Annotated in this window: 25 protein-coding genes; 14 read left to right on the plus strand and 11 right to left on the minus strand. The window is 61.7% G+C overall.

The features are described 5' to 3' along the window. Window positions 1–119: 119 nt before the first annotated feature. From BUQ81_RS00180 to BUQ81_RS08960, 6 genes are all read right to left on the minus strand, one after another. Window positions 120–533, minus strand: coding sequence for a CBS domain-containing protein (locus BUQ81_RS00180; protein WP_074200389.1), 414 nt, complete (start codon window positions 531–533; stop codon window positions 120–122). After that, window positions 533–883: a P-II family nitrogen regulator gene (locus tag BUQ81_RS00185; protein WP_074200390.1), complete on the minus strand. Its 351-nt coding sequence runs from the start codon at window positions 881–883 to the stop codon at window positions 533–535. The genes BUQ81_RS00180 and BUQ81_RS00185 overlap by 1 nt, the downstream gene beginning before the upstream one ends. After that, window positions 880–1,665 carry a DUF1538 domain-containing protein gene (locus BUQ81_RS00190; protein WP_074200391.1) on the minus strand — a complete coding sequence of 262 codons (786 nt, stop codon included), beginning with the start codon at window positions 1,663–1,665 and terminating at the stop codon, window positions 880–882. The genes BUQ81_RS00185 and BUQ81_RS00190 overlap by 4 nt, the downstream gene beginning before the upstream one ends. Further along, complete coding sequence (locus BUQ81_RS00195) at window positions 1,662–2,396, minus strand: DUF1538 domain-containing protein (RefSeq protein WP_084188150.1); 735 nt, start codon at window positions 2,394–2,396, stop codon at window positions 1,662–1,664. The genes BUQ81_RS00190 and BUQ81_RS00195 overlap by 4 nt, the downstream gene beginning before the upstream one ends. 63 nt (window positions 2,397–2,459) lie before the next feature. Further along, entirely contained in the window at window positions 2,460–2,642 is a 183-nt protein-coding gene (locus tag BUQ81_RS00200; RefSeq protein ID WP_074200392.1) for a hypothetical protein, read from the minus strand. Next, window positions 2,611–2,721 carry a hypothetical protein gene (locus tag BUQ81_RS08960; RefSeq protein WP_407702699.1) on the minus strand — a complete coding sequence of 37 codons (111 nt, stop codon included), beginning with the start codon at window positions 2,719–2,721 and terminating at the stop codon, window positions 2,611–2,613. The genes BUQ81_RS00200 and BUQ81_RS08960 overlap by 32 nt, the downstream gene beginning before the upstream one ends. 256 nt (window positions 2,722–2,977) lie before the next feature. Between BUQ81_RS08960 and gmk the strand changes: the two genes are divergently transcribed. Both gmk and BUQ81_RS00215 read left to right on the plus strand, forming a co-directional pair. Continuing rightward, window positions 2,978–3,592, plus strand: a complete 615-nt coding sequence (gene gmk, locus BUQ81_RS00210) for a guanylate kinase (RefSeq protein WP_074200394.1) — start codon at window positions 2,978–2,980, stop codon at window positions 3,590–3,592. After that, entirely contained in the window at window positions 3,589–4,530 is a 942-nt protein-coding gene (locus BUQ81_RS00215; protein ID WP_074200395.1) for an RsmB/NOP family class I SAM-dependent RNA methyltransferase, read from the plus strand. The genes gmk and BUQ81_RS00215 overlap by 4 nt, the downstream gene beginning before the upstream one ends. 42 nt (window positions 4,531–4,572) lie before the next feature. On the opposite strand, the gene BUQ81_RS00220 is transcribed toward BUQ81_RS00215, so the two are convergent. Next, window positions 4,573–5,025 carry a DUF1931 family protein gene (locus tag BUQ81_RS00220; RefSeq protein ID WP_074200396.1) on the minus strand — a complete coding sequence of 151 codons (453 nt, stop codon included), beginning with the start codon at window positions 5,023–5,025 and terminating at the stop codon, window positions 4,573–4,575. A 94-nt stretch (window positions 5,026–5,119) separates the two neighbouring features. On the opposite strand from BUQ81_RS00220, the gene BUQ81_RS00225 reads away from it, so the two are divergent. The 4 genes from BUQ81_RS00225 to BUQ81_RS00240 all read left to right on the plus strand — a co-directional run bounded on the left by BUQ81_RS00225 (window position 5,120) and on the right by BUQ81_RS00240 (window position 9,255). Next, window positions 5,120–6,481, plus strand: a complete 1,362-nt coding sequence (locus tag BUQ81_RS00225; RefSeq protein WP_159432239.1) for a phospholipase D-like domain-containing protein — start codon at window positions 5,120–5,122, stop codon at window positions 6,479–6,481. Continuing rightward, complete coding sequence (locus BUQ81_RS00230; RefSeq protein WP_074200398.1) at window positions 6,481–7,200, plus strand: endonuclease/exonuclease/phosphatase family protein; 720 nt, start codon at window positions 6,481–6,483, stop codon at window positions 7,198–7,200. The genes BUQ81_RS00225 and BUQ81_RS00230 overlap by 1 nt, the downstream gene beginning before the upstream one ends. 87 nt (window positions 7,201–7,287) lie before the next feature. After that, on the plus strand, window positions 7,288–8,172 hold the full coding sequence (locus BUQ81_RS00235) for a YfdX family protein (RefSeq protein WP_074200399.1): 885 nt from the start codon (window positions 7,288–7,290) through the stop codon (window positions 8,170–8,172). Window positions 8,173–8,346: 174 nt separating this feature from the next. Continuing rightward, a complete protein-coding gene (locus tag BUQ81_RS00240) occupies window positions 8,347–9,255 on the plus strand; it encodes a LysR family transcriptional regulator (protein ID WP_074200400.1) in 909 nt (302 codons plus the stop codon). Between the two features lie 52 nt (window positions 9,256–9,307). On the opposite strand, the gene BUQ81_RS00245 is transcribed toward BUQ81_RS00240, so the two are convergent. The 3 genes from BUQ81_RS00245 to BUQ81_RS00255 form a co-directional block, all read right to left on the minus strand. After that, window positions 9,308–9,883, minus strand: a complete 576-nt coding sequence (locus BUQ81_RS00245; RefSeq protein WP_074200401.1) for a histidine phosphatase family protein — start codon at window positions 9,881–9,883, stop codon at window positions 9,308–9,310. After that, window positions 9,873–10,676 (minus strand): type III pantothenate kinase, encoded by an 804-nt coding sequence (locus BUQ81_RS00250; protein WP_074200402.1) that lies wholly within the window; start codon window positions 10,674–10,676, stop codon window positions 9,873–9,875. Before BUQ81_RS00250 ends, BUQ81_RS00245 begins: the two co-directional genes overlap by 11 nt. A 64-nt stretch (window positions 10,677–10,740) precedes the next feature. After that, a complete protein-coding gene (locus tag BUQ81_RS00255; RefSeq protein WP_074200403.1) occupies window positions 10,741–11,460 on the minus strand; it encodes an OmpA family protein in 720 nt (239 codons plus the stop codon). A gap of 139 nt (window positions 11,461–11,599) precedes the next feature. On the opposite strand from BUQ81_RS00255, the gene BUQ81_RS00260 reads away from it, so the two are divergent. The 5 genes from BUQ81_RS00260 (at window position 11,600) to BUQ81_RS00280 (ending at window position 16,415) form a co-directional block, all read left to right on the plus strand. Next, window positions 11,600–12,058, plus strand: a complete 459-nt coding sequence (locus BUQ81_RS00260; RefSeq protein WP_084188151.1) for a rhodanese-like domain-containing protein — start codon at window positions 11,600–11,602, stop codon at window positions 12,056–12,058. Window positions 12,059–12,184: 126 nt separating this feature from the next. Next, on the plus strand, window positions 12,185–13,363 hold the full coding sequence (locus tag BUQ81_RS00265) for a DegT/DnrJ/EryC1/StrS family aminotransferase (protein WP_074200404.1): 1,179 nt from the start codon (window positions 12,185–12,187) through the stop codon (window positions 13,361–13,363). Then, a complete protein-coding gene (locus BUQ81_RS00270) occupies window positions 13,363–14,436 on the plus strand; it encodes an iron-containing alcohol dehydrogenase family protein (protein ID WP_074200405.1) in 1,074 nt (357 codons plus the stop codon). The genes BUQ81_RS00265 and BUQ81_RS00270 overlap by 1 nt, the downstream gene beginning before the upstream one ends. A 3-nt stretch (window positions 14,437–14,439) precedes the next feature. Then, on the plus strand, window positions 14,440–15,186 hold the full coding sequence (kdsB, locus tag BUQ81_RS00275; protein ID WP_074200406.1) for a 3-deoxy-manno-octulosonate cytidylyltransferase: 747 nt from the start codon (window positions 14,440–14,442) through the stop codon (window positions 15,184–15,186). Further along, a complete protein-coding gene (locus tag BUQ81_RS00280) occupies window positions 15,186–16,415 on the plus strand; it encodes a 3-deoxy-D-manno-octulosonic acid transferase (protein WP_074200407.1) in 1,230 nt (409 codons plus the stop codon). The genes kdsB and BUQ81_RS00280 overlap by 1 nt, the downstream gene beginning before the upstream one ends. On the opposite strand, the gene BUQ81_RS00285 is transcribed toward BUQ81_RS00280, so the two are convergent. Further along, entirely contained in the window at window positions 16,405–16,824 is a 420-nt protein-coding gene (locus tag BUQ81_RS00285; RefSeq protein WP_084188152.1) for a hypothetical protein, read from the minus strand. The two genes, BUQ81_RS00280 and BUQ81_RS00285, sit on opposite strands and share 11 nt — an antisense overlap. Window positions 16,825–16,913: 89 nt before the next feature. Here BUQ81_RS00285 and rpoZ point away from each other — a divergent pair, with 89 nt between their 5' ends. The 3 genes from rpoZ to bioC are packed head-to-tail and all read left to right on the plus strand — an operon-like array spanning window position 16,914 to window position 20,302. Next, window positions 16,914–17,138, plus strand: a complete 225-nt coding sequence (gene rpoZ, locus BUQ81_RS00290) for a DNA-directed RNA polymerase subunit omega (protein WP_074200408.1) — start codon at window positions 16,914–16,916, stop codon at window positions 17,136–17,138. Between the two features lie 6 nt (window positions 17,139–17,144). Continuing rightward, complete coding sequence (locus BUQ81_RS00295) at window positions 17,145–19,376, plus strand: RelA/SpoT family protein (protein ID WP_084188153.1); 2,232 nt, start codon at window positions 17,145–17,147, stop codon at window positions 19,374–19,376. Then, on the plus strand, window positions 19,376–20,302 hold the full coding sequence (gene bioC, locus BUQ81_RS00300) for a malonyl-ACP O-methyltransferase BioC (protein ID WP_074200409.1): 927 nt from the start codon (window positions 19,376–19,378) through the stop codon (window positions 20,300–20,302). Before BUQ81_RS00295 ends, bioC begins: the two co-directional genes overlap by 1 nt. The last annotated feature ends 1 nt before the right edge of the window (window position 20,303 follow it).

Genomic DNA, 20,303 nt, shown 5'->3' on the forward strand with positions numbered 1-20,303 from the left:
GGCGCTGCGCACGCCCGGGAAAAGTCCATCCAGACCCTACCGCAAGCGGATGCACCTGCGTGCAGCAGAGCCGGCCCGCTTGCGGATTGCGCCGAGCGATGGGGTTTTGCGGTCTACTGTCAGCTTGACGACTGCAGGTGCGCCTTGAGGCCCTTGAGCACCAGATCGGTGAGGCTGACCAGGCCGATGATCTCGCGGCTGTCATTGAGCACAGGGGCGCGGCTGAGGCCGAAGCGCTCGAACAGGCGTGCGCAATAGCGGATGTCCATGTCCTGATGCACGGTGATGACCGGCTTGGTCATGATTTCATAGACATTGACCCGTTCGGGTGCGCGGTTGGCGGCGAGCACCTTGGTGGCGATGTCGCGCATGGTGACCATGCCGTATTCATCGTGTTCGTCGCGCTTGTCCACGATCAGCGTCTTGGTGTCTTCGTGGGCCATCTCCTGCAGCGCCTGCGCCACGGTGGTGAGCCGATCCACCAGATCGAAATGGGTTTTCATTACGGTTTTTACCGGAATGTGGTGATGCATTACAGATCCTCCTCTACCTGCTCGATAATTGCCCGCGCCTGTTGCTCGATGCCGATAATGTCTTCCACGTCCATCTGCATGACGATGCCGCGGCCGGCCTTGTCACAGAATTCGCCAGCCCTGGCGATGGTTTCCAGAATGGTGCGTGCCAGGTGAGCTTCCACTACGAACAGCACGACATCCCGTTGGGCTTCCAGTTGCAGGCCGAAGAAGGTTTTCGCTGTCTGCAGGCCCTCTCCGGTGGCCGATTTGATGGTGGTGGCGCCGGTGGCGCCGGCCTCGCGTGCCGCATCGATAATGCGGGCGGTCACCGTGTCGTCCACGATGGCGATAAGCAGTTTGAATTTCATGATGAGCCTCCTCCTGAAGTCTGTCGTTTGGCGCGCCATTCCGCCAGCTGGGCATAGCCCATGACCGTCATCATCGGGAACAGGCTGGCGAAGGCGATGAGTCCGAAGCCGTCGATCAGCGGGCTGCGGCCTGGCACGGTCTCCGCCAGTCCCAGCCCCAGCGCGGCCACCAGCGGCACGGTGACGGTGGATGTGGTGACGCCGCCGGAGTCGTAGGCCAGCGGCACGATCATGCGCGGCGCAAACGCGGTCTGGATCACCACCAGTACATAGCCGCTGATGATGAACCACTGAATGGGATAGCCGGTGACGATGCGCCAGGTGCCCAGGGCAATGCCGATGGCGACGCCGATGGCGACGGCGATGCGCAGCCCCCACACGCTGATGGCGCCGCCGGACACCTCCTCCGCCTTGATGGCGACCGCCAGCAGCGACGGCTCGGCCACGGTGGTGGAAAAGCCGATGGCGAAGGCGAACAGATACACCCACAGATAGTCCTGCCAGGTGAGGCTACGCACCAGCGCTTCCCCCCCGGCCAGAAAGGCAGGGTCGGTGAGCTGCTGCGCCATCAGGCGCCCCAGCGGGAACAGCGCCTGCTCCAGTCCCACCAGAAAGAGGGTTAGTCCCAGCAGCACAAACACAAGCCCGGCGAGCACTTTTTTCAGGCTGGGGATCGGCTGGCGCAGCACCAGCAGCTGAAAGCCCAGCAGCACGGCCACGATGGGGATAACATCCTTGAGGGTGGCCAGCAGGGTATCCCACAGGTCGATAAGCAGGTTCATAGCAGGATTCCGTAGAGCATGACAAAGATCATCGGGGTCAGACTGGCAAAGGCGATGAGCCCGAAGCCGTCGATCATGGGATTGCGCCCCTTGATGGAGGTGGCCAGCCCCACGCCCAGTGCGGTGACCAGCGGCACGGTAATGGTGGAGGTGGTGACCCCGCCGGAGTCATAGGCGATGCCGATGATGCTCTGCGGGGCGAAGACAGTCATGATGACCACAAGAATGTAGCCGCCGATGATAAACCAGTGGATGGGCCAGCCCTTGAGAATGCGCCATACCCCAAGCACCAGCGCGAATCCCACGGAAAAGGCCACGGTGTAGCGCAAGCCGGTGGCATAGGCGTTCATGGCATTGTCATCCCTTTCGATGACGCCGCCCGTGGCAGCCACCTTGGCGGCTTCGTTGGCCACGGCGATCAGCGCCGGTTCGGCCACCGTGGTGCCAAACCCCAGGGCAAAGGCAAAGACCATCAGCCAGAACACAGAACCCTTGCGGGCAAAGGCGTAGGCCATGTTTTCCCCCAGTGGGAACAGCCCCAGCTCCAGTCCGAGCACAAAAAACGCCAGCCCGACCATCACCAGCGCGGTGCCAATGAGCAGCTGGAAAAAGTTGGGCAACGGCTGCTGCAGCACCGCCAGCTGGAAAAAGGCGATCACCAGAATAATGGGCAGCAGGTCGCGAAACGCGTCCTTGAGCAGTTTGAGAAATTGAAGCGCAATGGGATGCACGCAGAGTCGCCCTCAATTTTTTTAAGGCTATTCTACTGGCTGTTTGTGTCAGCAGGATTAAATTTACGCCAGCACCATCCAGTTGGCGATTTCGCGGCGGTTGGGCAGGGCCCACACGGTGCGCAGCTGACGCCCTTTGCCGAACTGCCTTTCCAGGTGTTGCCGCACCTGCGGGAGCCGGGAAAAGGCGATCCAGATTTCTTCTTCCGCGGCGTCAGGCTCTACATAGAGCGCGGCGAACGCCATGTTTTTTCAGCACTTCACTGGTGATGCCCACACTGTGCAGGTGCGCCAGCAGTTGTCCCAGCTCATGCTTCTTGGCCATGGCCAGCAGCACCTCGGCGGCCGGCAGCTTGAACAGGGAAACGCTGCGCTGCGCCGTATCGTCCTACAACAGCCCCTCGACGCGGGCTTCGTGGTCTTCGCTGGTAATAACGACCGTCAGACGCAGGTTTTTGGGCAGCTTGCTCAGAACTTCCCTGACTTCAACCTATGCACGGGGGCAGGCAGGCGAAATGCAAGCGCATGTGCCAAAATACAAAGATTGCCATAGGGCGCGGCCCGAACACAAGGAGACAACAATGAGCCTGGGACAACTGTATGTGATCTCTGCGCCGTCCGGCGCGGGCAAGACGTCGCTGGTGAAGCGACTGACCGATTCCGATCCATTGATCAAGGTGTCGGTGTCCACCACCACCCGTCCGCCGCGGCCAGGTGAGGTGGATGGGGTCAACTACCACTTTACCGATGTGGAGACGTTCAAGCAGGAGGTGGCACAGGGCGACTTTCTCGAGTGGGCCGAGGTGTTCGGCAACTACTATGGCACCCAGCAGAGCCAGGTGGCGCGCCTGCTGGAGCAGGGGTTCGACGTGATTCTGGAGATCGATTGGCAGGGCGCCCAGCAGGTGCGCGAAAAGATACCAGGCACCCAGTCCATCTTTATCGTGCCGCCTTCGTTAGAGGAACTGGAACGCCGCCTTATCGGCCGTGGTACTGACGCGCCGGAGGTGATTGCCCGCCGCCTGAGTGAGGCGAAGGACGAGATGCGCCACTATCCAGAGTTCGACTATCTGGTCATCAATGACGACTTCGATGTGGCCTTTGAGGAGCTGCACACCATCTTCAAGGCCAACCGCCTGCGCACCGAGCGCCAGCAGGCGCGCCACGGCGCCATCCTTGACGCGCTGGTGAAATGACGCAACTGCCCGCCGAATTTGTCGAGCGGCTGCGCGCCATTGTGCCACCGCAGCGGTGGGATGCCGTATGGCAGGCGTTGCATACGGAAAAGGCCGTCGGCGCACGCATCAACCCCCTCAGGGCAGAGGGGGGTCCCCGACTTTTTGAAAAGCTGAAAAATGCCGGCCTCGCTGTGCAGCCGCTGGAGGGCCTGCAAGGCGGTTTCTGGGTGCCTGCGGGGCAAAAAAGCGCGCTTTCACACCGGCCGGAGGCGGAAACGGGCGAGATCTACATTCAGAATCCCAGCTCGCAGTGGGTGGGGCAGCTGGTGGGCGCGCAACCGGGCGAAGAGGTGCTGGATCTGGCCGCCGCGCCTGGATCCAAGACTACGCAGCTGGCGGCGATGATGGACAACACGGGCTATCTGGCGGCGGTGGAGGCGATCAAGCCGCGCTACTTTCGCCTGCAGGACAACCTGAAACGTATGGGGGTCACCAACTGCCGCACCTTTCTGGCGGACGGGCGCAGCATCGGCCACAAGGTGCCGGAGCGTTTCGACCGCGTGCTGCTGGATGCCCCTTGCTCGTCGGAAGGACGCATCAGTGCGCTGGATGCCGACAGCTTCGCCCACTGGTCGCCGCGCAAGATCAAGGAGCAGAGCCGCAAGCAGCGGGGACTGATTCTGTCTGCATGGCGGGCGCTCAAGCCGGGCGGTGTGCTGACTTACGCCACCTGCTCCTTCGCGCCCGAGGAAAACGAACGCACCGTGGCCTATCTGCTCAAGAAACATCCGGAGGCAGAGCTTGCGCCCATCGAGCTGCCGTTTGACAACTGGCAGCCCGGCCTGACCACATGGCAGGGCAAGACCTTTCCCGAAGCGCTGCGGCACGCTCGGCGCATTCTCCCCACCGAACTGTTTGATGGCTTTTTCGTGGCGCAAATAAAAAAGCCGCGCTGACATACCAGCACGGCTTTTCGCGTTGAAGTGCACAGTGCGCAATCAGACAAGCAGGTCGAACAGCGCTTCGGCCTTGTCCCAATCCTTGGTTTGCGGGTTTTTCAAGGTCGGGTCGATGATCTTGAAAGTTTTCGCCAGCGCATAGGTCAGGCCCCCAAGGATGTCCGGCAGGGTTTCCACCAGGTCATCGGCATATTCCAGATCCATGGGCGGGAGCTTTTCCAGCTGCTGCAGGATGGGTTCTACTTCCAGTGCCACGTCCAGCTTGCGGAACTGGTGCATGCTCTCCTGCAGCCCTTTGGTCAGGGGCAGGTCGAGCTTGCGGATGACCGGGGACTCATTCGCCTTGGCCTTGGCCTGTGCCATCAGCAGCATGTCGTGAACTTTTTTGTTGAGAAAATCGGACATGCGCTTGAGGTCATTCTTGTCCACGTCCAGCGACGCGGCAGCGCGGAATAAGCGTTCAAACTGGCTGATTCCCATTATGTGACTCATGACTTGTCTCCTTGATTGAGTGTTTTGTTTTGTGTTGTAAACGTTATGGAGACAATGGTAGGTGTTTCAAGGGCATTGGAGTAATATGCAGGGCATGGACAGTCTCTACCTTTTCGAGCTGATACTCGCGCTGCTGGTGATGGGACACCTGCTCTATGAGCGGCGTCCCACCCAGACGCTGATCATCTGGCTGCTGGTAGTGTGGCTGCTGCCGGGCGTGGGCGCGCTGCTTTACCTGCTGTTCGGTTCGCGCAAGGTATTTGCGCGTCGGCTCAAGCCGCTGCTGGCGTTCGCGAGCCGTGAGCCAGTGCCGCTCAAGGGGGCAACGCAGCAGGCGGTGCATGATGTGCTGGTGGCAGATGGCGTGCCGCCCGCCATGCGCGGCAACCGCATCGACTGTGTCTTTTCGCCGGGCGAATCCCGCGCCTGGCTGTTCGACGCTATTGAGCAGGCCGAGCACAGCATTTATCTGGAAACCTATATTTTCGAGCCGGATGCGACCGGACGCGCGCTGCTGAAGCGTCTGACGGACAAGGCGCGCAATGGTGTGCAGGTCAAGCTGCTGATCGACACCTTTGGCAGCCTGAATGCCTGGCTGCGCCGGGGTGTATTTGCCGAGCTGCAGGCGGCGGGTGGACAGGTGGCCTTCTTTCAGCCATTGTCGAGTCTGTTTCGCAGCCGCATCAACCTGCGCAACCATCGCAAGATTTACCTGTTTGACCAGCGCACGCTGATTTCAGGGGGCATCAATCTGGCCGCCGAGTATCTCGACCCGGAGCATGAAGGGGCGTGGGTGGATCTCACCTACCGCATGCAGGGCCCGGCGGTACACGCCTTTCTTGAAACCTTTGCGCAGGACTGGCATTACACCACCGGTCAGATTATTGCCTTTGATCATCTGGAAACCGCGCCAGTGGATGAACAGGTGGTGCAGGCGGTGCCCTCGGGGCCGGACATTCCGGAAGACAGTCTGCGCGAGGCGCTGTTGCAGGGGCTCTATCGCGCCAAGCATCAGGTGGATATCGTCACGCCCTATTTCATTCCGGATGAGCCGGTGCTCGAAGCTGTGCTGCTGGCGCGCAAGCGCGGCGTGCACGTGCGCCTGCTGACACCGCAACAGACCGATCATCTCATCTTCGACCTTGGTCGCGCGCCCCACATGCGTCAGCTGGTGGAGGCGGGCGCCGAAGTGTTGTGTTATCAGCCCGCCATGCTGCACGCCAAGGCGCTCATAATCGACCGCGCACTGACCATGATCGGCTCTGCCAATCTGGATTACCGCTCGCTGCTGATCAACTACGAGATGGTGACCTTTTCCTATCACCGCCCCATGCTGGACGCCCTGCGCGACGAACTCGACCGGCTGGCCGCAGAGAGCGTGCCCTACGAACCGCCGCCGGGCAGGGTTGCCCATGTGCGCGAAAACCTGGCCCGTATCGTGACCCCCATTCTGTAATGCGCGCACCCTATCAGCCCCGCTGCTCGCCCGTTCCCCGGTTCACTGCCACCGACGTGTTGCCGCCGCGCTTCAGCGTGCTGGTGTGGAATGTCCACAAGTTGCCGGTGCAGGCGGCGCTGGGACAATGCAATATGCCGTCTGCCGATATCTGGCTGCTGCAGGAGGCGGCCTGGCAGGTGCGGTGCGCGCCGGATGTGGATGGTGTCATGACGCCCAATCTGCGCACCCGCAGCGCCCACTTTGGCGTGTGGACGGGCAGCCGTTACCGCATGAAACCGCTGCAGCAGGTGCTGACGCGCCGCCGGGAGTTGCGACTGCTTACGCGCAAGGCGGCGCTGTTGAGCACACATCCGCTGGCCAACGGCGAGACCCTCTGGGTGCTCAATGTGCACATGCTGCTGTCGCGTAGCCATCGCATTTTCGAGGAAGAGCTGTCGCGGCTTCTGCTCGCGCTGCAGGCCCATGCCGGGCCGCTGATCGTGGCGGGGGATTTCAATACCTGGAGTCGGCGCCGGCTCGCCACGTTGCAGTGGCGCATGGCGGCGCTTGATCTGACACATGCTTCCCCGCACGGCATGCAGCATCTCAAGGCGCATCGCGGGCGGGTGCTCGACCATCTGTTTTACCGCGGTCTTGTGCTGACCGAGGCGTGTGTGCTGCCCACGGACTGTTCCGATCATGCGCCCATCGTGGCGCATTTTGAGCAACCCTCTTGAAACTTCAATGACAGACCTCATTCATGTTTCGCACTGCCGGAAGGCGGTGGTCTTCTGGTGGTGACTTTCACTTTCAGGAGATTAACGATGAGCAACAAGAAAAGCCAGGAAGCCGTACGCGAACGGGATATCCAGAAACCCGAAGCCCATGATCGCGTAAACGAAGCGGTGCGTGCCGAGGCGGAAGCCGAAGGCCGCGCACAACAGCAGCAGACGGCAGAAGCGCCTGTTGAGGAGGCGGTGCAGGTGCTGGCGGAAACCCGTCAGGTGCTCCAGTTACTGGAGGAGAACAAGCCTGCCGAGGCCATTGAGGCGCTGGCCGGATTACTCGGCAAGCTGGAGATTCTTGTTGCCCGCCATCCTGAACTGCAGCTGCTGCCGTTGGGTCAGCGTTCCGAGGTGATCGATATCCATGCGGATATCGACGCCATCAAGGACGCGGAGAAAAAGGCGAAGAAGCTGCTGGAGAAAGGGGATATTCAGGCCGCGCGTCATGTCATGCGCTATCTGGCCAGTGAGGTGGTTTTGTACAACGACTTCCTGCCGCTGGCCGATTTCCCGGCGTATGTGAAGCGCGTGGTGCCCCTGATCGACAAGGGCTCGCTCGACGAGGCGCGTCAGGCGCTGATTGCCGCCCTCAACCGGGTGGTGACGCTCGAGAATATCGTGCCCTTGCCGCTGGTGCGGGCGCAGCTGCTGCTTGAGCAGGCGCGCAAGCAGAGCGAGCAGGAGAACACCGACAGGGATGAGCTCCTGCAGCTGGTGGACAGCGCCCGCTACCAGCTCGAGATGGCCGAAATCCTTGGCTATGGCCATGTGAAGGAGGATTATCCCGAGCTCTACGAAACGCTCGAGACGCTGCGCAAGCAGCTCAAGGGCGACGAGTCGGGCAAGGAGAGTTTCCTCAAGCTGGACAAGGCCATCTCCGCGTTGCGAAACAAGGTGTTTGAGCACAAGCACGACAAGCGCTAACCAACGTGATCGACCCGTACCGACCCGGCCGTGTGCCGGGTTTTTTCGTTTTGGGCGGCAAGCCTGATCAAAAGGCGTGAGCAGGCGCGTTTTCACTTTACCTATCGGGTGGCATCGCGCAGGTTGTGCGGTGATAAAATTGCATGCAGCGGTTATTCACAATGAGAGTCCTTCATGATCGAGCTGCGCCATCTGCGCACGCTGCAGGCGCTGGCGGAGACCGGCTCCGTCAGCCGTGCCGCCGAGCGTCTGAACCTGACCCAGTCTGCCCTGTCTCATCAGCTGAAGCAACTGGAGGCGCAGCTGGGCTTTGTGCTGTTTGAGCGCAAGTCCAGTCCGCTGCGCTTTACGCCTGCGGGGCAGGTACTGCTGCGCACGGCGCAGTCGGTGCTGCCGCGCATCGAGCAGGCGCAGATGGAACTGCGCGCCATGGCCAGTGGCGAGGCGGGGCGGTTGTTTGTGGCAGTGGAGTGCCATAGCTGTTTTGAATGGCTGATGCCGGTGGTGCGGGACTTTCAGGCGCGCTGGCCGCAGGTGGATCTGGATATCCTGCCGAGTCTGACGCGCAGCGCGCTGGAGATGCTGGCTGAACACCGCTGCGAGCTGGTCATTACCTCGGATCCCCAGCCCAGCCGGCAGTGGGTGTTCGAGCCGCTGTTCAGCTACGAACAGGTGCTGGTCATGCCATCCGACCATCGGCTGGCGACCCGAGCTGTGGTGGAGCCGGACGATCTGGCTGAGGAAACCCTGATCTGCTATCCGGTGCCGGAAGAAAAACTGGATGTGTTCCGCAAGTTTCTGCGCCCGGCTGGAGTACGCCCGAAAAGCCTGCGCTTTTCCGAATTGACGCTGATGATGCTGCAGCTGGTGGATGCGGGACGCGGCGTGTGTGTACTACCGCGCTGGCTGGTGGCCAGTCAGCCGGCGTTTGCGCACCTGCCGGTGGCGCAGCTGGGCGAGGACGGGCTGCATTCAACGCTCTATGGCGCCTATTCCGTGCATCAGCGGGATTTTGCCCCGTTACAGGATTTTATCGCCACGGTGCAGAAGCGCCAGCAGGAAGCAGCGGCCGAGTCAGCCTGACATGTGATGGCACCTGGTCGGAATTCAGCTTGCACACGCGCTCGTGGGTGGCTCAGTCGTTTTCCAGCTGCTCAAGGCGCACAAACTGTCCCACGGCGGCAAAACCGACCAGACTGGCCGGTTCCACGCCGAAATGGAACAGGTGCGCGTTGTCAAAGCCGAGAACCTGTTGGGCGCACAGCTTGATCACGCCCGCGTGGGTTACGGCCAGCGCCGGGTCGGCACCGCTCCCAAGCAGCTGCTCGAAGGTGCGCTGGATACGCTGCTGATAGGCTTCGAAAGGCTCCGCCCCGGGCGGCGTGACCTCAAAGGGGGCGGCCAGATAGGCTTCCAGCTCGATGGGCCAGCGCTTCTGGATCGTTTCCAGCGGCAGGCCGTCCCACTCGCCCCAGTCCCGTTCGCGCAAATCTTCCACCGCGTCCACCTTCAGATTATGCGTGTCCGCCCATTCCTCGGCAAAGGCGCGGCACCGTGTGGCGGGCGAGGTATAAACGACGGCGTAGCGGCGGCGGATCAGGCGCTTGCGCATCTGGCCCAGTCCGCGTGCGCTCAGATGGGCATCGCAGCGGCTGCCGCACAGAAAGGCGTCGCTGACGATTTCACCGTGACAGAGCAGATCAAGACGCATCAGCGTTTTCCATTTGTTGTTTTTTCGCTTGCCGAGCCACCGCCGCCAGGCCGTGCAGCACCAGCTGATCGGCGATGACCAGCCTGTCGATGGCCAGCAGCGGCTTGAGCACCTGCGCCTGCCCGCCGCTGAGGATCAATTCCAGCTTGCCGTCCGGCAGCGTGGCCCTGAGGTCGGCGTAAAGGGTCTGCAGGCAGGCGGCGGTCATGTAATGGGTGCCGGCCACAATGGCGTCGCGGGTGGTGCGCCCCAGTCCCATTTCCGCTGGCGTCTCCGGCGAGTTGGCCAGTGCGCGGGCCAGGTTGGCGGTATTCTGCGTCAGGCAGCGCTGCATCAGCTCGACACCCGGCGTGATCAGCCCGCCCTGATGGTCGTTTTTGATCAGCAGATCCACGGTCAGCGCCGTGCCGGCATCCACCACCAGCAGATTGGGGGTGCGGCGCAGCTTGCGCGCGCCGATCAGCGCTAGCCAGCGGTCCACGCCCAGCTGGGAAAAGTCCTGATAGCCATTGCGGACCCCGCAGCATTCCGGTTCCGACCATACCTGTTCCACGGGTGCCTGATAGCGGCTTTTGAGGGCGGTGATGAGGGCATACAGCGGTGGGCGCGGTCCCACATTGGCGAGCCAAATGGTTTCGATGGGTGTATCCGAGGCATCGGGGCGGGTGGCATCGATGGCGTCCAGCACGTGTTCCGGCAGGGTGGGCCAGGCGATTTTGCCGCCGGGGTGGAAGGTGTCATCCAGCCAGCCCCACTTGAGGGCGCTGTTGCCAAGGTCGAGCAGTAGATCCATGGTTAATCCGCGATTTTGGGGCGCCTATGATACACAAAGCCCCGCACGGGCGGGGCGGACTGTGTCAGATGCGCTCGGCAGGCGGGGTGCTGCGCCGCGGTGTCGGCTCGGGTGCCGGTTGCGGGTAGGACTGCTGCTGGCGCTGTGCTTCGCCGCGGGGCACCAAATAGATTTCCACGCGGCGGTTCATGGCGCGTCCTTCCAGTGTGCTGTTGTCGGCAATGGGCTCGCGCTCACCCTTGCCGCGGGTGGCGATGCGGTTGGCGGGAATGCCCTTGCGCACCATGTATTCTTTCACCGCATTGGCCCGTGCCAGCGATAGACGCAGGTTGTAGTCATCCGCTCCGGTGCTGTCGGTGTGGCCGATCACCAACACGTCCACGTCCTTGTCGCGGATGGTCTGGATGATCTTGTCCAGCTTCTGCATGTCTTCATAGGAGAGGCTGGCCGAGTTGACCGCGAAATGGACATTGCGCAGGCTTACGTTGATGGCATTCTGACCGTCCACTGTGACTGGCTTGACCTCAACGTTGGGGTCATTCTGAAAGTCCTTGTTCAGATCTTCATAGATCTTGTGGGCGATATAGCCGCCGGCGACCCCCGCGGCGCCCTTCACCACAGGGTTGTCGCTGAACTGGTTGGCCACCATGATGCCCGCCAGGGCGCCCAGTGCAACGGCACCGGCGTGCTTGGCCTCGCGCATGTTCTGGTCGTTCTGGGCACAACCGCCAAGGCTCAGGGCGATGGCGCCCGCCAGCAGTGAAGTCTTGATGATCCTACGCATGGTTGGGTCCTCCCATTTGGGTCGATTTCAACGGTATCACACGTTTTTGGGCAGAGATTGACGACATTATGAAGGGTGTTTGGCGCAGTTCCAAATAAGGTGTATGATGAAATAAAGCTCATGCAAAAAGGAGGGGAATATGGATATGCCAACCAATCTGCACACCAAGCTGGAACAGTATGGCGCCCGTTGCGACGAGGCGATGCTCAATGCCCACTTCCGGGCGCTGGTCGAGGAAGCCATGGCCGCAGTGCCGGCGATTTCGGTCGATGCCCTGGCGGGCGAGCTGGATAGGGTCGTTCTGCTGGATGTGCGCGAGCCGGAAGAGTTTGCCTCGGGCCATATTCCGGGCAAGACGGTGCTGACCATCCCGCGCGGCAAGCTGGAGTTCATGGCAATCGAGAAGATCGCCAGGGTGCATGGACAGGATGCCCCCATCGTTACCTACTGCCTCAAGGGGCCGCGGGGTGCGCTGGCGGGCCAGCAGCTGCAGAAGCTGGGTTTCACCAATGTGCGCAATCTCACCGGCGGCATTCTCGGCTGGCTGGAAGCGGGGCAGCCGATCGAATCCTATCTGGGGCGCTTGGCGAAGGTGTAATCGTCTATCAGCCGACATTCGCCTGCTGCCTGAGGCACCGCGGTTTCAACGGGGGCTCGCGCCCCCTTTTTTGTGCCCGTGTGATAGGCGGTTATAATGCAAAGATTAATCAACAGGGATTGGGTCATGCCAGGATTTGAGCTGTTTGACGGCAGCGAGCGCGATGAAGTGCTCGAGGTGATGGAGAAGGGCTTTACTTTCCGCTACAACTTTGACGCCATGCGCCATGGCGTGTGGAAGGCGCGGGAGATGGAGCAGATGCTGTGCGACAAGCTGGGGGTACGCCATGCCCATCTGGTTTCCAGCGGCACCACCGCCCTGCATACGGCGCTGGTATGTGCAGGCGTGGGCGCGGGCGATGAGGTGATCGTGCCGCCATTTACCTTTGTCGCTACTGTGGAAGCCGTGCTGATGGCGGGTGCGGTGCCGGTTTTCGCGGAAATTGATGAAACCCTGTGTCTGTCCGCAGAAGGCATTGAAGCGGCCATTACCCCGCGCACCAGGGCGGTGAATGTGGTGCACATGTGCGGCGGTATGGCGGACATGGATGCCATCAAGGCATTGTGCGATCGCCACGGCTTGATCCTGATCGAAGACGCCTGTCAGGCCACCGGCGCCACCTACAAGGGGCGCGCGTTGGGCACCATCGGCGATGCCGGTGCGCTGTCGTTCGACTCGGTCAAGACCATCTCCTGCGGCGAAGGCGGTGCGGTGCTGACCAATTCCGATGAAATTTACGAAAAGGCGCACATGTTCACCGACCACGGTCATGACCATGTGGGTTCCGACCGCGGTGCGGAAGGTCACCCCTTTCTGGGCACCAACTACCGCATCAGCGAGATGAATGCCGCCGTGGGCGTGGCGCAGCTGCGCAAGCTGGATACCATTCTGGACATTCAGCGCCGCAACAAGGCGAAACTGAAGGCGGCGCTGGAAAGCTTTGGCGAAGTGACGCTGCGCCATCTGCCCGATCCCGAGGGCGACAACGCCGGTTTCCTCAGCTTCATGCTGCCCAACGAGGACCGTGCCCGCGAAGTGGCCAGGGCACTCAACGAACGGGTGGGCGGCGTGTTCTACTGGTGGGACAACAACTGGCACTACCTGCGCAACTGGGATCACATCAAGCAGTTGAAGGCGCCCAGCCGTCTGCCCATTCACGACATGCCCCATCCGGACTATGCGCAGGTGCAACTGCCCAGGTCCGACGACATCATCAGCCGCACGCTCTCCATGCTCATTTCCCTGAAGTGGGATGATGCGGCGATCGAGCAGCGCATCAATGCATTCAACGAGGTGCTGAAGTAATGAAGTTTCGCAATTTCAAGACCGTGCCGCGCATCATTTTTGGCCGCGGCGCCTATAACCAGCTGGTGGACGTGGTCGATGAACAGCGCACGTCGGACGACGACTTTGCTGTGTTTATCGTCGATCCCTCCCAGCGCGGCAAGGACACCGAAACCCGTCTGCCCGCCCGTGAGCAGGATTTGATCCTCTGGGCAGACGTCGGCGAAGAGCCCAAGACCACCTACGTGGATGCGCTGACCGACCTGGTGCAGCGCTATCGCGACGGGCAGCTGCCCGTGAGTGTGGTGGGTATCGGCGGCGGCTCGGTGATGGACATCGCCAAGGCGGTGTCGCTGATGCTCACCAACCCGGGCGGTGCGGCCAGGTATCAGGGCTGGGATCTGATCGAAAACCCCGCCGTGCACCATGTGGGTGTGCCCACACTGTCCGGCACCGGCGCGGAAGCCTCGCGCACTGCCGTGCTCACCGGCCCGGAGAAAAAGCTGGGACTGAACTCCGATTACACCGTGTTCGATCAGGTGGTGCTGGATCCTGAGCTGATCCGCGACGTGCCCAAGAACCAGTGGTTCTACACCGGCATGGACTGCTACATCCACTGCGTGGAGTCGCTGGAAGGCACCTATCTCAACGAGTTCTCCAAGTCCTACGGCGAAAAGGCCATGGAACTGTGCCGCCAGGTCTATCTCGACGACCATCCCGACAAGGACGACAAGCTGATGATGGCCAGCTGGATGGGCGGCATGAGCATCGCCTATTCACAGGTGGGCGCCTGCCATGCGCTCAGCTACGGACTTTCCTATGTGTTCGGCTATCGTCACGGCATCGGCAACTGCATTGCCTTCAATGTGCTGGACGAGTTTTATCCCGAGGGCGTGGCCGAGTTCCGCGAAATGGTGAAAAAACACGATATTGATCTGCCCCAAAATCTCAGTAAAAACTGGTCTGACGAGGAAATCGCCCGCATGGTGCAGATCGCCAAGGGTCTGGCGCCGCTGTGGGACAACGTTTATGGTTCAGGCTGGGAAGAGAAGGTTACGGACGAACTGCTCACCGATCTCTACAGGCGGATGTAAGTCATGCGTCGCATCGTCGCCTTTATCCCCGCCCGTTTCGCTTCCAGTCGCCTGCCGGGCAAGCCGCTGGAGAAGATCGCCGGCAAGATGCTTATCGAGCATGTTTACGAGCGGGTGGCGGCTGCGCACAATCTGGATGCGACCTATATCGCCACCGATTCCGAAGACATCGCCGCCGCCGCACACGGCTTTGGTGCCGAGGTGATCATGACACCGGAAAACGTCACCTGCGGCACGGATCGCATTGCCCGCGCGGCGGATGCGGTGGGGTTGAGTGACGAGGACATCGTGGTAAACGTGCAGGGTGATCAGCCGCTGGTGGCTACAGAATCCATCGAGGCGGTGGTCTCCCCCTTTCTGGCGGCCGACTATGATGGTGCCTTTGAAATGGCTACCCTCAGCTACCGCATCCGCGACCCGCGCGAAATCACCGATCCGAAGGATGTGAAGGTGGTGTGCGATGCGCAGGGCTTCGCACTCTATTTTTCCCGCGCCACCATTCCGTGGGGGCGTGACAACCCCGAACACGGCGAGCACTTCAAGCATCTGGGCGTCTATGCCTACACCAAGCGCTTTGTGGACATTTTTGCCCACCTGCCGCAGGGCAAGCTGGAGCAGCTGGAAATGCTCGAGCAGCTGCGCGCGCTGGAATACGGCTACCGCATCAAGGTGGTGGAAAGTGCCCACGACAGTCCGGAAGTGGACGAGCCTGAAGACCTGCGCCGTATCGAGCAGCTGCTGACCGGCTGATGCGCGCCGCCTATTCCACCCTGCTTGCGCTGCTGTCTCCCTGGCTGGAATCCCGCCTGCAGCGTGCGCGACAGGGGGGTCCCCGACTTTTTTCACCGCCCGATTTTTCCGCCCTCGAAACTCGGTGGAAAACTGCCGAAAAACGCCCCATCTGGCTGCATTGCGCCTCGGCTGGCGAGGTGACGGCCGCTCAACCCCTCATTCAGCGACTGCAGCAGACCGGCACGCCATTCTATGTCACCGTCTTCAGTGCAAACGGTGCCGACAAGCTCATTCAGCTGTATGGCGAGCAGGTGCCGTGGGGCTGGCTGCCGCTGGATACCCGTGGGAATATGCGTGATCTGCTGCAGCGACTGCAGCCGCAGCACCTGTGGCTGCTGGAAAGCGAACTATGGCCCAACATGCTCGCCAGTGCACACGCCGCGGGTGTGCCCATTACCCTGATCAATGCCCGGGTGGGGGGCAGAAACCGTCGTGCGCCGACACTGCTGAGGCGGTTGTGGCGTGAAGTCGTGCCGCTGTTCGATCGTGTGCTGGCCCGGGGGCAGGAAGACGCCGCGTGGTTCGAGCAGCTGGGTGTGCCCGCCGAACGCATTGCGGTGCTGGGTAACCTGAAATGGTACAGTGCGCGCCTGCTGGCGGACGCGTCACCCCAGCCCCTGCGGCAGGTGCCTTATCATCTTTTCGCCTCGGCCTATGTTGAGGAGATGGACGCCTTTTTTCCGGCCATCGCTGAGCGCAAGGATTTACTTCCCTGGGTGGTGGTGCCGCGGCGCACGCGGGACGTGGACGCGATGGTTCGTAAGGCCGAGGATGCCGACCTGCGAGTGTGCGCTGTTGATTCGGACGAGACGGCGCGCAACGCTGAGGCGGATTGTCTGATCGAAACCCGCTTTGGCAACCTGACCCGCTGGATAGCTGGGGCGCACAGCGTGGTCATGGGGGGCAGCTTTGCCCCGTTTGGTGGCCACAACTTTCTGGAGGCTGCGGCGCTGGGGCTGCCGGTCATCACTGGTCCGGATATGGGCGACTTTGAGGCGGAAACGGCCCTGTTCCTGCAGCAGCATGCACTGCTGCAGACCGAAACCCCGGAAAAAGCGCTGGATGTGCTGTCCACGTGGGTGCGTCACCCCGAGCAGGGCGAAGCATTGGGGCAGCGCGCCCGGGCGCTGCTGCACGCCGAAGCCGAGGGCATCGCCCGGCGTTATTTCGACGCGCTCAATCTGTAAGCTGCTTGTCCTCCAGCCCGATATCGCGCCGTGCACTGACGATGGAGACGGTAAAGCCGGCCATCACGTCAAACAGGCTCATTATCAGCAGCATCAGAAAGAACTGATTGCCCGCCGCCGGCATCGCGATAAAGGCGATCAGAAAGCCGATGAACACCAGGGTGGAGAGCATGTGATCGATTACGGAAATGTTGCTCGGGCGTGTCGCCTTGATCACTTCGAAAAACAGGAACACCAGTCCGACCAGCACCAGCAGGCCGGCCGTGGTGATCGCCAGCGTTGCCCCAGAAAAGAGCTTGAATGTAATAATCGTTTCATAGAGCGTCTTGCCCCCACCGCCCAGATAGACGATGCCCAGATAGGCGAGCAGAATCCACAGCAGGGACGGGATGGCGAAAATCATGCGCATGGGGCGGTTCCTCCGCTTATCTCTGAGAGACAGTTATCCACAAGCGGCTATAATATGTGTTTTGAACCGCATATAAAAGGATTTGCTCCATGGCACGCGTGACTGTAGAAGATTGCCTCGACAAGGTTGAAAACCGTTTCGAGCTGGTACTGGTGGCGGCGAAGCGCGCCCGCCAGATCGAATATGGCGCTGAGCCCACCGTTCCACGGGAGGGGGATAAGCCCACCGTTATCGCCCTGCGCGAACTGGCGGAAGGCAATATCGACCCGCAGGTGGTGCTCAACGATCCCGACACGCCGCCGGTATTCGGCTGATCAGTCATGTCTGACCTGGGCGGCGAGGCGGGCCAGCACCTCACATTCGATGCGGCGCAGCAGTCGCTGGGACTGAAGCCGCCCGTGCCTGCGCTGCACACGTCCCCGGATTTGCAGGATACCCCCCTGCAGCAATTGCTGGAAACCGCCAGCACCTATCTGCCGCCAGAGCAGGTGGCCGAGGTGGAGCACGCCTTCGAATTCGCCGCCGCGGCACACGCCGGGCAGAAGCGCAAGTCCGGCGAGGACTACATCTGGCACCCGGTGGCGGTGGCCACCATTCTGGCAGAAATCCAGCTGGACAAGGTTAGTCTGATCGCGGCACTGCTGCACGACGTGGTGGAGGACACGCCCGTTGGCAAGGATGAGATCGCCGAGACGTTTGGCGAGACTGTGGCCGAGCTGGTGGATGGGGTCACCAAGCTGGGCAAGCTGGAAACCCGCTCGCCCCAGGAGGTACAGGCGGAAAACTTCCGCAAGATGATGCTGGCCATGAGCCGCGACATCCGCGTGATCCTCATCAAGCTGGCGGACCGCCTGCACAACATGCGCACCCTTGGCGTGATGCGCCCCGACAAGCAGCGGCGCATCGCGCGGGAAACGCTGGACATCTACGCCCCCATTGCTGCCCGTCTGGGCATCAACGCCTTTCGCATCGAGCTGGAAGATCTCGGTTTCAAGGCCATGCACCCGTGGCGCTACGCCGTGCTCGCCAATGCGGTGAAAAGGGCGCGTGGGCCGCGCCGAGAAATCGTGCAGCAGATCAGCGACACCCTCAACCGCCGGCTGGAGCAGGACAATATCCCCGGCCGTGTGGAGGGGCGTGAAAAGCATCTGTACAGCCTCTACAAGAAAATGCGCAAGAAGCGCATGAAGTTCGCCGAAGTGCGCGATCTGTTCGCTTTCCGCATCATCACCGACAGCGTGGACAACTGCTATCGTGCCCTCGGTGCGGTGCACCAGCTCTACAAGCCGCTGCCGCGGCGCTTCAAGGATTACATCGCCATTCCCAAGCCCAACGGCTACCAGTCGCTGCATACGGTGGTGTTCGGCCCCAACTCCACCCACATCGAGGTGCAGATCCGCACCGAACTGATGCACGAGGTGGCCGAGCACGGCATCGCCGCCCACTGGGAGTACAAGGAGAAGGGCTCGGTGCAGCCGTCCCCAGTGGAAGTGAAGGCGCAGGAGTGGATCAAGCACCTGCTGGAGATTCAGCAGAGTGCCGGCAACTCGGTGGATTTTCTCGAAAACGTCAAGGTGGACCTGTTCCCGGACGTGATCTACGTGTTCACGCCCAAGGGCGACATCGTCACCCTGCCGCGTGGTGCGACACCGGTGGACTTCGCCTATCAGGTGCACACCAACCTGGGGCACGCCTGCATCGGCTGTCGCATCGACCGTCAGCTGATGCCGCTGCGCACCCCGCTGGAAAGCGGACAGACGGTGGAGATCATCAAGGGCAAGGAGCTGCAGCCCAACCCGGCGTGGCTCGATTTCGTCGTCACCCCCAAGGCGCGCACGCAGATTCGCCACTTCCTCAAGCAGCAGACGCAGGCCAGCGCGCTGGAACTGGGACGCCGCCTGCTGATGAAGGCGCTGCTGCCGTTCAATATTCATTGTGAACAGCTGGATGAGCAAACCCGCGAACGGCTCATGCGCGCACTACAGATGAACGGCTGGGAGGAACTGCTGGAGAAGATCGGCCTGGGTGAGCGCAATGCCGCACTGGTGGCCAAGCAGATTCACGACTTCCTCCACGGCGAGAGCATGCCCGCCGATAAGCAGGAAGCATCGCACCAGCCACTGGCCATCAGTGGCACCGAAGGGCTGGCGGTCAGCTTTGCCAACTGCTGCCACCCCATTCCGGGCGATGCCATCATTGGCTTTATCTCCAGCGGCAAGGGGCTGGTCATCCATCGTCAGGACTGCCGCAATGTCAAGAATTACCGCAGCCAGCCCGACAAGTGGCTGGATGTAAAGTGGGAGCCCGAAGTGGCGGGCACCTACAAGAGCGTTATCCAGCTGGAGGTGGAAAACCGTCGCGGTGCGCTGGCGGAAATCGCCACCGCCATCGCCAGGACCGGCACCGACATCGCTCACGTGCAGTCCGAGGACAAGGACGACACCCTCAGCCTGATGCGCTTCGAGATTAGCGTGCGTGACCGCCAACATCTGGCACAACTGATGCGTCACCTCAAGCGCATTCCCATTGTGCACAAGATCATTCGTATTTGATGCCGCACCGCCACAGCGTACGACAGCACTTTTCCCGTGCCGCGGCTCGCTATGACGAGGCAGCGGTGCTGCAGCGTGCCGTGGCCGACCATCTGGACGAACGCCTCGATCTGGTGACGCTCGCGCCAAAGCGCATTCTCGATGTGGGCGCCGGCACCGGCATCCTCACCGAAAAAATGCTCGCCCGTTACCCCGACGCCGAGGTGGTGGCGGTGGATCTGTCCGAAGCTATGCTGCGCTGGGCGCACGGCAAGCTGCAGCGCCCCCGCTGGCCGTTGCTGGGCGGCCTGTGCGAACGGCTGGGCTGGACCCGCTGTCCGGCGCAGCTGGTGGCTGCGGACGCCGCCCGGCTCCCCTTTGCCGATGGCGTCTTTGATCTGGTGGTGAGCAACCTGATGCTGCAGTGGTGTGAGGATCTCGATGCCGTGCTGCGCGAACTGCGCCGTGTGCTGCGCCCCGAAGGGCTGCTCATGTTCACCAGCTTCGGGCCGGATACGCTGAAAGAGCTGCGCGCCGCCTGGGCGCAGGTGGATAGCCGCGAGCATGTGAACACCTTTATCGACATGCATGACGTGGGCGATGCGCTTATCCGCGCCGGTTTTGCCCAGCCGGTAATGGATGTGGAGCATTTTACCCTGACCTACGACGTGCCAATGGGGGTGCTTCAGGATCTGAAGGCGCTGGGCGCTACCTACGCGCCCAATGACCGGCGCGGGCTTACCGGCAAGGGTACCCTGCAACGCATGCTGGAAGCCTACGAAGTCTTTCGTCAACCCGACGGGCGTGTGCCCGCCACCTACGAGGTGGTGCATGGGCATGCCTGGGCGGGACAGGAAATTATCAAGGGCCCGAACCGCCCGCGCGACGGTGTGGTGGAAATGACGCTGGACGAGTTTCAGGCGCAGCTCAAACGTCGGGGGGACTAGC

Origin of the sequence: Sulfurivirga caldicuralii (assembly GCF_900141795.1) — a bacterium.
GTDB lineage: Bacteria > Pseudomonadota > Gammaproteobacteria > Thiomicrospirales > Thiomicrospiraceae > Sulfurivirga > Sulfurivirga caldicuralii.